Raw genomic sequence first — 12,443 nt, forward strand, 5'->3', positions numbered from 1 at the left:
CGCTGGTGTCACTCGACGCGAAGGAGCTTCCGTCATGCACTACCTCGATAACCTTCTCCTCAACACCGACAGCTACAAGGCCAGCCATTGGCTGCAGTACCCGCCGGGTACCGATGCCACGTTCTTCTACGTGGAATCACGTGGCGGCCTGCACGATCGCACGGTGTTCTTCGGCCTGCAGGCGATCCTCAAGGACGCCCTGGCACGACCGGTCACCCACGCTGACATCGACGACGCTGCTGCGGTATTCGCCGCCCATGGCGAGCCGTTCAACGAAGCCGGCTGGCGCGATATCGTCGATCGGCTCGGCGGCCACCTGCCGGTGCGCATCCGTGCCGTGCCCGAGGGCAGCGTGGTACCCACCCACCAGGCACTGATGACCGTCGAGTCGACCGACCCGGCTGCATTCTGGGTGCCGTCGTACCTGGAAACGCTGCTGCTGCGCGTGTGGTACCCGGTCACCGTGGCCACCATCAGCTGGCATGCACGGCAGACCATTGCTGCGTTCCTGCAGCAGACCAGCGACGATCCGCAGGGGCAGCTGCCGTTCAAGCTGCACGACTTCGGCGCCCGCGGTGTATCGAGCCTGGAATCGGCCGCGCTGGGCGGTGCCGCACACCTGGTCAACTTCCTCGGCACCGACACTGTATCGGCCCTGTGCCTGGCCCGCGCGCACTATCACGCGCCAATGGCCGGTTATTCGATTCCTGCCGCCGAGCACAGCACCATCACCAGCTGGGGCCGCGAGCGCGAAGTGGACGCCTACCGCAACATGCTGCGCCAGTTCGGCAAGCCGGGCGCGATCGTGGCAGTGGTGTCGGACAGCTATGACATCTACCGCGCGATCAGTGAGCACTGGGGCACGACGCTGCGTGATGAAGTGATCGCTTCGGGCGCCACCCTGGTCATCCGCCCCGACTCGGGTGACCCGGTGGACGTGGTGGCCGAAAGCCTGCGCCGGCTGGATGAAGCGTTCGGCCACACCCTCAACGGCAAGGGCTACCGCGTACTCAACCACGTGCGGGTGATCCAGGGCGATGGCATCAACCCGGATACGATCCGCGCCATCCTGCAGCGCATCACCGGCGACGGCTATTCGGCCGACAACGTGGCCTTCGGCATGGGCGGCGCGCTGTTGCAGCGGCTGGACCGCGACACCCAGAAGTTCGCGCTGAAGTGCTCGGCAGCACGGGTCGAGGGTGCGTGGATCGACGTCTACAAGGATCCGGTCACCGATGCCGGCAAGACCAGCAAGCGTGGCCGCATGCGCCTGCTGCGGCGCCTGGATGACGGCAGCCTGCACACGGTGGCGTTGCCTCCCAGCGGTGACGAGGCGCTGCCGACCGGCTTCGAGGATGCAATGGTGACCGTGTGGGAGAACGGGCGCCTGCTGCACGACCAGCGGCTGGACGACATCCGGGCCCGGGCCGCAGCGGGGCGCTGAAGGCATTTGCGGGGGGCAGGGCCCGTTGCGGGGCAACGGGGATCCGACCCCGGGCCTTGACCCCTGCAGCCAACAGGTCCACCTTGCACACGCCGAAGGTATCCCTGCCGTGGCTGGATGGCGGCAGGGAGTTAAACGGGAATCCGGTGAAGGCGCTTCGTGCGCCCATTCCGGAGCTGCCCCGCAGCGGTGAATGGAAACGAATCCTGCCAACAGCACTGGGCTCGCGCCTGGGAAGCGGCAGGGAGTAGGTGGGCTGCGGCCCGTGTCCATCAGCCCGAATACCGGCCACGGCCGGGGGACACGACCGTCCCCTGATTCGACCTGGACTCTCCGCGGGGAGGGTGCCGGGGCCATCACCAGCCTGCATGTGCAGGCGGCGTGGCCGCGCGCGTCCTGTTCACGGTAACCGGCCAGACCGCTCCCACGCCCTGACGCACGCCACGATGACCGAGTTCCAACGCCCCACCCTGACCCTGCCCGCCGATGGCAAACGCCTGCTGCTGCATTCGTGCTGCGCGCCGTGCTCGGGCGAAGTGATGGAGGCGATCACCGCTTCCGGGATCGACTACGCGATCTTCTTCTACAACCCCAACATCCACCCGGTGAAGGAGTACGAGCTGCGCAAGCAGGAGAACATCCGCTTCGCCGAGCAGCACGGCATTCCGTTCATCGACTGCGACTACGACACCGACAACTGGTTCAGCCGTGCGCGTGGCATGGAGAACGAGCCCGAGCGCGGCATCCGCTGCACGATGTGCTTCGACATGCGTTTCGAACGCACCGCGCTGTACGCGCACGAGCACGGCTACGACACCATCAGTTCGTCGCTGGGCATTTCGCGCTGGAAGAACATGGCGCAGATCAACGACTGCGGCATCCGCGCGGCGTCGCGCTATGAAGGCCTGCAGTACTGGGACTACAACTGGCGCAAGGGCGGCGGTGCCAGCCGCATGATCGAGATCAGCAAGCGCGAGCAGTTCTACCAGCAGGAGTACTGCGGCTGCGTGTACTCGCTGCGCGATGCCAACCGCCACCGCCGCGAGAACGGGCGCGAACGGATCAAGATCGGCCTGCTGTACTACGGGCAGGACGCTGAGACGCCGCAGAGCGATTGACGTGCAGGCATGGGGCGGCCACGCTGGTCGCCCCTTCTGTTGTACCGGAACTGCCATGACCGCCCTGCCCGCCGATGTCGCCCTGCTGGTGATCGACCTGCAGCCGGACTTCATGCCGGGCGGTGCGCTGGCCTGCGACCAGGGCGATGCGCTGGTGGCACCGATTGGCGATCTGTTGGCGCAGCGCCGCTACCGCACCGTGGTGGTGACCCAGGACTGGCACCCGGCCGATCACGCCTCGTTCGCCAGCCAGCACCTCGGCAAGCGACCGTTCGAGACCATCCTGCTGCACGCGCAGCCACAGACCCTGTGGCCCGACCATTGCGTGCAGGGCAGCAATGGCGCCGCGCTGCACCCGGGCGTGGACTGGACCGTGGCCGACCTGATCCTGCGCAAGGGCACCCGCCCACAGGTGGATTCGTACAGCGCCTTCCGCGAGAACCACGGCCCCGATGGCGAGCGCCCGGCCACCGGCCTGGCCGGCTGGCTGCATGAGCGCCGCATCCGCGAGGTGCACGTGTGCGGCCTGGCACGCGACTACTGCGTGCTGTGGAGCGCGCAGGACGCGGTGAAATCCGGCTTCCGGGTGAAGTTCCTGTGGGACCTGACCCGGCCGGTGACCGAAGCCAACGACGCGATGGTGCGCGAAGCGCTGGGCAAGGCGGGGATCGCGATCGTCTGAGGCGTGACCGCCGGGCATGGCCCGGCGCTACCGCGCACGTCGCTTATGCCGCTTGCGCGCTCCTGCCCACAACAACACAATCGATTCATCCAGCCCCCTAACTACGCCCCCCTACAGATCGCGGGACGGCCGAACCGGGGGCTTTTCATTGGATGAAATCAGGATTCGGTAGTGCCGGCCGCTGGCCGGCAACCTCGGGATCTCTGCAGTTGCCGGCCAGCGGCCGGCACTACCGGATAGCACCCGTGGTAGCGCCGGGCCATGCCCGGCGGACGCGGGATGGGCGATTACCGGAACACCACCGTGCGATGCCCATTGAGCAGGATGCGGTGCTCCACATGGCGGCGGACCGCGCGTGCCAGCACCAGCGATTCGGTATCGCTGCCCAGCCGCACCAGTTCGCGCGGTGCCATCGCATGGTCCACGCGGGCCACGTCCTGTTCGATGATCGGGCCTTCGTCCAGATCCTCGGTGACATAGTGCGCGGTGGCGCCGATGATCTTGACCCCGCGCGCGTGCGCCTGATGATACGGCTGAGCGCCCTTGAAGCTGGGCAGGAAGCTGTGATGGATGTTGATCGCACGGCCGGCCAGCGCGCGGCACAGCGTGGGTGACAGGATCTGCATGTAGCGCGCCAGCACCACCAGGTCGATGCGCTCACGCTCGACCAGGTCGATGATCTGCTGCTCCTGCACCGCACGCGTATCGGCGGTCACCGGCAGGTGGTGGAACGGTACCTGGTAAGACGCGGCCAATGGCGCAAAGTCGGCGTGGTTGGACGCCACTGCCGCGATATCGACCTTCAGCTGGCCGCTGTGGGCACGGAACAGCAGGTCGTTGAGGCAGTGCCCCTGCTTGCTGACCAGCACCAGCAGGCGTGCCCGGCGGCGCCCATCATGCAGCTGCCAGTCCATGCCGAAGCCTTCGGCAAGTTTGGCCATCGCGGCATGCACGGTCTCCAGCAGCAGGCTGGCATCGCGGTCGAAATGCACGCGCAGGAAGAAGCGGCCACTTTCCTCGTCGCCGAACTGCTGGGCGTCGAGGATGTTGCAGCCGTGGTCGAACAGCAGGCCGGACACTCGGTAGACGATGCCGGTACGGTCGGGGCAGGACAGGGTGAGGATGGAGTCGGGGCGCATCGCCACAGTGTAGGGCAGCAGGGTGTCGATCGGAGCGATGGTCACCGATGCAAGCGAAGGGCTTGGTTCTGTCCCAAGCGATACTTGGCCGATCCCGTGGCAAGCTGGCCGGTCATGAACCTGTTGCAATTGATCCGCAGCTTCACCCGCACCGCAGAGACCGGCAGCATTGCCGCTGCGGCCCGCATCCTTGGCATCAGCGCCACCGCAGTCGGCCAGAACATCCACCGGCTGGAGGCGCATCTGGGCGTAAGGCTGCTGAACCGGAGTACGCGCCAACTCGCCCTCAGCGAGGCCGGCGCGCTGTACCTGGCGCAGGTGCGCCATATCGAGGGCGACCTGGCGCGCGCGCAGGCGAGGGTCACTGCCGGTGATATCGAACCGGCCGGGCCCCTGCGCATCGCCAGCAGCAGCGCCTTCGGCCGCCACGTGCTGGCACCGCTGCTGCCGTCACTGCAGCAGCGCTACCCGCAACTGCAGCTGGAGCTGCGCCTGACCGACCGCGCCGTGCAGCATGGTCCAGAGGCGGTGGATGCCAGCATCCGCATCGGCGCGCAGCTGGAAGACGGCGTCGTCGCACGGCAGCTGGCGCGCGTGCCGTTCGTGTTCTGTGCCGCGCCAGCCTACCTGCAGGCCCATGGCACGCCGCAGGAACCCGCCGAACTGGGTCGCCATCGCGGGCTGCTGCACCGCTTCCCCACCGATGGCCGACCGCTGCGCTGGGGTCTGCTGAAGGACGGCCAGCGCGTGGACGCCGCGCTGCCACCGAGCATGGTCTGCGATGACATCGATGCGCTGGCGACGCTGGCGGCGACCGGTGCCGGCATCACCCGGCTCGCCGCATTCGTGGCCGAGCCGTACCTGCGCGATGGCCGCCTGCAGGCGGTGTTCGGCGCCGACACCGCGTGGCGCCCGGAACCGATGGAGGTCTACTTCTGCGTCAGCGACCGCCGCGATTTCACCGCCAAGATCCGCGCGCTGTTCGAGCACCTGCAGGCCGGCATGGCGCCGGCCTGGCGGGTGTGAACCTCAGCGCGCCTTGAACACGCCACGCGCCTCGCGCGGCTCGCAGCGCAGGTACTGCGGCGCCGGTTCCACGCTGTCGCGCAATGCGGCAGCAGCGTGCCACGGCCAGCGCGGGTCGTAGAGGATGCCGCGTGCCAGCGCTACCGCATCGGCGTGGCGATGGCGCAGGATCGATTCGGCCTGCTCCGGTTCGGTGATCATGCCCACCGCGATCACCGGCATGCGTACCTTGGCCTTGATCGCCGCGGCGAACGGCACCTGGTAGCCGGGACCGACGGTGATCTTCTGGCGCTCGTCCAGGCCACCGCTGGAAACGTGCAGGAAGTTGCAGCCGCGCGCATCCAGCACCTGGGCCAGCGCTTCGCTCTGCACCAGATCCCAGCCACCCTCGACCCAGTCGCTGGCGGAAATGCGCACGCCCACGGCGATCCTGTCCGATACCGCCGCACGCACCGCGTCGAACACTTCCACGAGCAGGCGCAGGCGGTTCGGCAGCGAGCCGCCATAGCCATCGGTGCGGCGGTTGCTCAGCGGCGACAGGAACTGGTGCAGCAGGTAGCCGTGCGCGGCATGCAGCTCGATCAGCTCGAAGCCCAGGCGCTCGGCGCGCACCGCACTGGCGGCGAAGGCGGCGATCACCTCGGCGATGCCGGCCTCGTCCAGTTCCTGCGGTGCCGGATCGGCGGCATGGAACGGCAGCGGCGACGGCGCCACCGTGGCCCAGCCACGCGCATCATCGGCCGGCAGCTGGCCGCCGCCGTCCCACGGGCGCTTCACCGAGGCCTTGCGACCGGCGTGGCCGAGCTGGATGCCCAATGGCATCGGCGACCAGCGGCGGACGCTGGCCAGCACCTGTGCCAGCGCGGCCTCGGTGCCATCGTCCCACAGGCCCAGGTCGGCCCAGCTGATGCGGCCGCGCGGTTCGACGGCGGTGGCTTCCAGGATCAGCAGGCCGGCACCGGACTGCGCCAGGTTGCCCAGGTGCATGGCGTGCCAGTCGCTGGCGCGGCCGTCCTCGGCGGAGTACTGGCACATCGGCGCGATGACGATGCGGTTGGACAGGGTCAGGGGGCCGAACGAAATCGGCGAGAACAGCTGGCTCAAGACGGTGATGAACGACGTAGGGGGTGCGTATTGCACCGCTGCGCGGCTCGCGGATCAACCATCTGGATGGATCGCTGTTTCGCGTGACCTGCAGCAGCCGAGCGTGCGCCCGGCTCTACAGAAGCCCTCGCCCCTTGTAGAGCCGAGCCCGTGCTCGGCTCAGCGCGCAGCCCACGTGGCCAGCGCTTCAGCGCAGTCCCGCTCATCCTTGAACAACAGCAGGTCGTCGGCTCGGGTGCGGCCTCGGTTCAGCGCCGCTACCGGCAACCCTGCCTTCGCGGCCGCCTGCACGAAGCGGAAGCCGGAATAGACCATCAGTGACGAGCCCACCACCAGCACGGCGTCGGCCTGCTGCAGGTGATCGTGCACCGCCGCCACCCGTTCACGCGGCACGTTCTCGCCGAAGAACACCACATCCGGCTTCAGCAGGCCGCCGCAGTACGGACAATCGGGCACCACGAACGTGGAGAAATCGGTCTCCAGATCGGCATCGCCATCGGGCGCGATACCGGCCTCCAGCGCATCCCAGCCCGGATTGGCGTCCAGCAGCCGCTGCTGGAAATCCTCGCGGCCACTGCGGCGCTCACAGCCCATGCAGCGCACCCGGTCCAGGCGGCCATGCAGGTCGATCACCTTGTGGCTGCCGGCGCGCTGGTGCAGGCCGTCCACGTTCTGGGTCAGCAGCAGCTGCAGCTTGCCGCTGTTTTCCAGTGCGGCCAGGGCCTGGTGGGTACCGTTGGGCCGGGCCAGGCCGAAGCGCGGCCAGCCCAGCAGGCTGCGCGCCCAGTAGCGCTGGCGGGTACCCGCTTCGCCCATGAACGCCTGGTAGGTCACCGGCGGCGTGCGTTTCCACTGGCCGTCGGTATCGCGATAGTCGGGAATGCCCGAGGCGGTGCTGCAACCGGCGCCGGTCAGCACGAACAGGCGCTGGGCGCGGTCGATGAAGTCGGTCAGCGGCGAGGTCATGGCTGCCAGATGGGGGCGCCGCAGCGCCCGTGCAAGCGCCGGCTCAGGCGGCCGGCAGCGGCGGCACCGCGATCGGGTGGCCGTCCTCGTCCAGCGCGATCATCACGAAGTGGCCGCGGGTACACAGCTTGCGCTCGCCGCTGTGCAGGTCCTCGGCGACCAGTTCCACCTCGACCTTCATCGAGCTGCGCCCGACTTCGACGATGCGGCCGATGGTTTCCACCATCTGGCCGATGCGGATCGGCAGCTTGAAGTCGACCTGGTCGCTGCGCGCGGTCACCACGGTGCGGCGCGAATAGCGGGCGGCGGCCAGGAAGGCGGCCTTGTCCATCCACGCCAATGCCTGGCCACCGAACAGGGTGCCGAGGTGGTTGGTGTGGTTGGGGAAGACGATTTCGGCCATGCGCACTTCGGTGGGCGGCACGGTCTCGGGGATCGGGGTCATGGGGGGGCTTCGGTGTGGGGTCCGTCAATTTTAAGCCAGGCCCCGTGCAGGCGACGCTACACTGCGCCACGCCCACTGCCAGGACCGCCCATGCCCGCACTTTCCGACCTGCTGGCCTTTGCGCTGGTTTCGCTGGCCATGGTGCTCACGCCCGGGCCGAACATGATCTACGTCATCTCGCGCTCGATCTGCCAAGGGCCGCTCGCCGGGCTGATCTCGCTGGGCGGGGTGGCGCTGGGCTTCGTGTTCTACATGCTGTGCGCGGCACTGGGCATCACCGCCCTGCTGATGACCGTGCCGTTCGCCTATGAGGCGCTGCGCATCGGTGGCGCGCTTTACCTGCTGTACCTGGCGTGGCAGGCGCTGAAGCCCGGCGGCCGTTCGCCGTTCGCGGTGCGCGAGCTGCCGCAGGACAGCCCGCGCAGACTGTTCACGATGGGCTTGCTGACCAATCTGCTGAACCCGAAAGTGGCGGTGATGTACCTGTCGCTGCTGCCGCAGTTCCTGCATCCGGACAGCGAAGGCAGTGTGCTGATGCAGTCGATCGTGCTGGGCTGCACCCAGATCCTGGTCAGCGTCAGCGTGAACGGCCTGATCGCGCTGGCCGCCGGCAGCATCGCCGGCTTCCTGGCCGCGCGCCCCACCTGGCAGAGGGTGCAGCGCTGGCTGATGGGTACGGTGCTGGCCGGGCTGGCGGTGCGCATGGCGGTGGAAGGACGGCGCTAGCGCTTTGTAGAGTCGAGCCATGCTCGACTTTCTTGCGAACAGCAGTCGAGCACGGCTCGACTCTACAAAAGCCAGGCGCGCAACAAAAAACCCCGGCATTGGCCGGGGTTTTTCGTTGCGAAAGGCCTGACCGGTTCGATCAGAAGTTCATGTCGAAGGCGACTTCGCCCTGCACGCCGACCTGGTAGGCCGAGACGCGGCGTTCGAAGAAGTTGGTCAGTTCCTGCACGTCCTGCAGTTCCATGAACGGCAGCGGGTTGCGCACGTTGTACTTCTTTTCCATGCCCAGTTTGGCGAAGTGCTGATCGGCACAATGCTGCAGGTACTGGCGCATGTCACGGGTCGAGATGCCGGCCACGCCGCCGGACAGCACGTCCTCGGCGAACTGCACTTCGCATTCGATGGCTTCGGCCAACATGTCGTAGACCTGCTGCTTCATCTCGTCGTCGAACAGGTCCGGCTCTTCCTCACGCACCACGCGCACCGACTCGAAGGCGAACTCCATGTGCGCGCTTTCGTCGCGGAACACCCAGTTGGTGCCCGAAGCCAGGCCCGGCAGCAGGCCGCGCGAACGGAAGTAGTACACGTAGGCGAACGCAGCGAAGAAGAACAGGCCTTCGATGCAGGCGGCGAAGCAGATCTGGTTGAGCAGGAACTGGCGACGCTGTTCGCGGGTCTCGATGCGGGTCAGGTCCTGGATCGAGTCGATCCACTTGAAGCAGAAATCGGCCTTCTTCTTGATCGAGTCGATGTTCTCCACCGCCGAGAACGCCTTGGCGCGCTCTTCCGGATCCGGCAGGTAGTTGTCGAGCAGGGTCAGGTAGAACTGCACGTGCAGTGCTTCTTCATACAGCTGGCGCGACAGGTACATGCGCGCTTCCGGCGCATTCAAGTGCTGGTACAGGTTCAGCACCAGGTTGTTGGACACGATCGAATCGCCGGTGGCGAAGAACGCGACCAGGCGGTGGATCAGGTGGCGCTCACCCGGCGACATCTTGCTGTGCAGGTCGGTGATGTCGATCTGGAAATTGATCTCTTCCACCGTCCAGGTGTTCTTGATCGCATTCCGGTACATGTCATAGAACTGCGGGTAGCGCATCGGGCGCAGGGTCAGTTCAAAACCGGGATCGAGCAGCATCTGCTTGGGCTTGTCGGCCATGGGTGTTTCCTTGAATTCTCGGGTCAAAACGCCGGGCATGGCCCGGCGCTACCTTGGTGTTTCCGTGCTGCAGCCGAGCATGGCTCGGCTCTACAGGTGCGAGGTGTTCGAGTGCCGACCAACGGTCGGCACCCACCGCGCGGCGTGTTACTGGCAGGCCTCGCAGGCTTCCGGGTTTTCCAGCGAGCAGGCGATGGCTTCGTCCGGGCTGAACACCTTGGCCGGTGCGGCGGCACTCACCGTCGTCTTGGCGATCTTGGTGGCCGGGCGCGAACGCAGGTAGTAGGTGGTCTTGATGCCCTGCTTCCAGGCGTACATGTACATGGAGGACATCGCGCCGATGTTCGGGCTTTCCATGAACAGGTTGAGCGAGGCCGACTGGTCGATGAAGGCGCCACGCTCGGCGGCCATGTCGATCAGCGAACGCATCGGCAGTTCCCACGCGGTGCGGTAGACCTCGCGCAGCGTTTCCGGGATCTGCGCCACGCCGGCGATCGAGCCTTCGGCCAGCTTGATGGCATCGCGCATTTCCGGCGTCCACAGGCCCAGCTTCTTCAGCTCGTTGACCAGGTAACGGTTGACCTGCAGGAAGTCACCGGACAGGGTCTCGCGCTTGAACAGGTTGGACACCTGCGGCTCGACGCACTCGTAGCAACCGGCGATCGAGGCGATGGTCGCGGTCGGCGCGATCGCGATCATCAGCGAGTTGCGCAGGCCGTGTTCCTTGATGCGCTCACGCAGGGCATCCCAGCGCGCAGTGTCTTCCGGCACCACGTTCCAGGCGTCGAACTGCAGTTCGCCACTGGCGGCACGGGTGTCGTTGAACGACGGGTGCTTGCCGCGTTCCTGGGCCAGCTCGCAGGAGGTTTCCAGCGCGTGGAAGTAGATCGCTTCGGCGATCTTCTTCGACAGCGCGCGGGCTTCGGCGCTGTCGAACGGCAGGCGCTTGCGGAAGAACACATCCTGCAGGCCCATGCAGCCCAGGCCGACCGGACGCCAGCGCAGGTTGGCGCGGCGGGCGGTTTCGATCGGGTAGAAGTTCAGGTCGATGACGCGGTCGAGCTGGCGCACGGCCAGGCGCACGGTCTCGGCCAGCTTCTCGAAGTCGAACTCGTTGTGCTCGTCGAAGTGGTTGCCCAAGTTGATCGAACCCAGGTTGCACACTGCGGTTTCATCGTTGGAAGTGACTTCCAGGATCTCCGTGCACAGGTTGGACAGGTGGATCACGTTGCCTGGACGCAGGGTCTGGTTGCTGGCGCGGTTGCACTTGTCCTTGAAGGTCATCCAGCCGTTGCCGGTCTCGGCCAGCGTACGCATCATGCGGGCGTACAGCTTGCGCGCGGGGATGGTGCGGCTGGCCTTGCCCTGGGCTTCGGCCTGCAGGTAGGCAGCCTCGAAGGCTTCGCCAAACAGGTCGGTGAACTCCGGCACGACGCGTGGATCGAACAGCGACCATTCCTGGTCGGCCTCGACGCGCTTCATGAACAGGTCCGGCACCCAGTTGGCCAGGTTCAGGTTGTGCGCACGGCGGGCTTCGTCACCGGTGTTGTCACGCAGTTCGAGGAAGTCCTCGATGTCGGCGTGCCAGGTTTCCAGGTACACGCAGGCTGCGCCCTTGCGCTTGCCGCCCTGGTTCACCGCGGCCACGGACGAATCCATGGTCTTCAGCCACGGCACGATGCCGTTGGAGTGGCCGTTGGTCGACTTGATCAGCGAGCCACGCGAACGCACGCGGGTGTAGCTGACGCCGATGCCGCCGGAGAACTTCGACAGCTGGGCGATGTCGCCGTACTTGGCATAGATCGACTCCAGCGAGTCCTGCGGCGAGTCCAGCAGGAAGCACGAGGACAGCTGCTCGTGGGTGGTGCCGGAGTTGAACAGGGTCGGGCTGGACGGCAGGTAGTCCAGGTTGCCCATGCGCTTGTACAGCGCCAGGGTCTCGGACACGTCCTCGCTCAGCGCGCTGGCGATGCGCAGGAAGAACTGCTGCGGGGTCTCGATTACCTTGCGGGTGTGCGGATGGCGCAGCAGGTAACGGTCGTACAGGGTACGCAGGCCGAAGTAATCGAAGTTCAGATCCAGCGAGATGTCGATGGCGTCGTTGAGCTTGCGTGCATTGGTCTGCACGAAGTTCAGCAGGCGGTCGTTGATCAGGCCGACTTCATGGCCACGGCTGACCGACTGCGAGAAGGCGTAGATTTCCTGGCCCGAGACTTCCTTGGCGATGTAGTTGGCCAGCAGGCGCGCAGCCAGGCGGCCGTATTCGGGCTCTTCACCGATCAGCAGGGCGGCGGTGCGGATGGACAGTTCGTCCAGCTCGCGGGTGGTGGCGCCGTTGTACAGGCCGGAAATGGTGCGGGTGGCCACGCGCATCGGGTCAACGGCGTGCAGGCCTTCGGAGGAACGCTGCACCGCGCGCACGATCTTGTTCAGGTCCACCAGCTCGGTGGTCCCGTTGCGCTTGGTCACACTCATCGCGTTGGCCGTCGGCGGCGACGTCAACAGGAATTCGCTTTCCTTCTCGATGGTGGCGCTGGATTCGGTGCTCACGGCGTATGTCCTCTTGGCGTGATTGGGGGTGCTCGATGCATCGGGGTGACGCAGCCCGGGACATGACGGCCCAGGATGGCAGGA

Annotated in this window: 11 protein-coding genes and 1 riboswitch; of the genes, 5 read left to right on the forward strand and 6 right to left on the reverse strand. The window is 66.6% G+C overall.

The annotated features are described in order from the left end of the window. Positions 1 to 34 precede the first annotated feature (34 nt). From AC5P8U_RS12320 to pncA, 3 genes are all read left to right on the forward strand, one after another. Complete coding sequence (locus AC5P8U_RS12320) at positions 35 to 1,444, forward strand: nicotinate phosphoribosyltransferase (protein ID WP_072167305.1); 1,410 nt, start codon at positions 35 to 37, stop codon at positions 1,442 to 1,444. Between the two features lie 93 nt (positions 1,445 to 1,537). After that, a riboswitch (cobalamin riboswitch) is annotated at positions 1,538 to 1,751 on the forward strand. A 139-nt stretch (positions 1,752 to 1,890) separates the two neighbouring features. Further along, on the forward strand, positions 1,891 to 2,562 hold the full coding sequence (locus tag AC5P8U_RS12325) for an epoxyqueuosine reductase QueH (protein WP_088496980.1): 672 nt from the start codon (positions 1,891 to 1,893) through the stop codon (positions 2,560 to 2,562). 55 nt (positions 2,563 to 2,617) lie between these two features. Continuing rightward, positions 2,618 to 3,244: a bifunctional nicotinamidase/pyrazinamidase gene (gene pncA / locus AC5P8U_RS12330; protein WP_188241365.1), complete on the forward strand. Its 627-nt coding sequence runs from the start codon at positions 2,618 to 2,620 to the stop codon at positions 3,242 to 3,244. 287 nt (positions 3,245 to 3,531) lie between these two features. Here pncA and purU read toward each other — a convergent pair whose 3' ends face one another. Further along, entirely contained in the window at positions 3,532 to 4,383 is an 852-nt protein-coding gene (gene purU, locus AC5P8U_RS12335) for a formyltetrahydrofolate deformylase (RefSeq protein ID WP_005420671.1), read from the reverse strand. A 114-nt stretch (positions 4,384 to 4,497) separates the two neighbouring features. Here purU and AC5P8U_RS12340 point away from each other — a divergent pair, with 114 nt between their 5' ends. Continuing rightward, positions 4,498 to 5,409, forward strand: a complete 912-nt coding sequence (locus AC5P8U_RS12340) for a LysR family transcriptional regulator (RefSeq protein ID WP_072167428.1) — start codon at positions 4,498 to 4,500, stop codon at positions 5,407 to 5,409. 3 nt (positions 5,410 to 5,412) lie between these two features. On the opposite strand, the gene AC5P8U_RS12345 is transcribed toward AC5P8U_RS12340, so the two are convergent. From AC5P8U_RS12345 to AC5P8U_RS12355, 3 genes are all read right to left on the reverse strand, one after another. After that, complete coding sequence (locus AC5P8U_RS12345; RefSeq protein ID WP_072167307.1) at positions 5,413 to 6,513, reverse strand: NADH:flavin oxidoreductase/NADH oxidase; 1,101 nt, start codon at positions 6,511 to 6,513, stop codon at positions 5,413 to 5,415. Positions 6,514 to 6,672: 159 nt separating this feature from the next. Next, positions 6,673 to 7,479, reverse strand: coding sequence for an NAD-dependent protein deacetylase (locus tag AC5P8U_RS12350; RefSeq protein ID WP_072167308.1), 807 nt, complete (start codon positions 7,477 to 7,479; stop codon positions 6,673 to 6,675). Between the two features lie 43 nt (positions 7,480 to 7,522). Further along, on the reverse strand, positions 7,523 to 7,924 hold the full coding sequence (locus tag AC5P8U_RS12355; protein WP_021203756.1) for an acyl-CoA thioesterase: 402 nt from the start codon (positions 7,922 to 7,924) through the stop codon (positions 7,523 to 7,525). Positions 7,925 to 8,014: 90 nt separating this feature from the next. Here AC5P8U_RS12355 and AC5P8U_RS12360 point away from each other — a divergent pair, with 90 nt between their 5' ends. Further along, positions 8,015 to 8,650, forward strand: a complete 636-nt coding sequence (locus tag AC5P8U_RS12360; protein WP_072167309.1) for a LysE family translocator — start codon at positions 8,015 to 8,017, stop codon at positions 8,648 to 8,650. A 139-nt stretch (positions 8,651 to 8,789) separates the two neighbouring features. Here the strand turns inward: AC5P8U_RS12360 and AC5P8U_RS12365 are convergent, their stop codons facing one another. Together AC5P8U_RS12365 and AC5P8U_RS12370 are read right to left on the reverse strand one after the other, a co-directional pair. Then, on the reverse strand, positions 8,790 to 9,809 hold the full coding sequence (locus AC5P8U_RS12365; RefSeq protein ID WP_005420683.1) for a ribonucleotide-diphosphate reductase subunit beta: 1,020 nt from the start codon (positions 9,807 to 9,809) through the stop codon (positions 8,790 to 8,792). A gap of 147 nt (positions 9,810 to 9,956) precedes the next feature. After that, positions 9,957 to 12,359 carry a ribonucleoside-diphosphate reductase subunit alpha gene (locus AC5P8U_RS12370; protein ID WP_088496978.1) on the reverse strand — a complete coding sequence of 801 codons (2,403 nt, stop codon included), beginning with the start codon at positions 12,357 to 12,359 and terminating at the stop codon, positions 9,957 to 9,959. Positions 12,360 to 12,443: the final 84 nt, after the last annotated feature.

It is taken from the genome of Stenotrophomonas sp. YJH_SMC_81 (genome assembly GCF_059370875.1).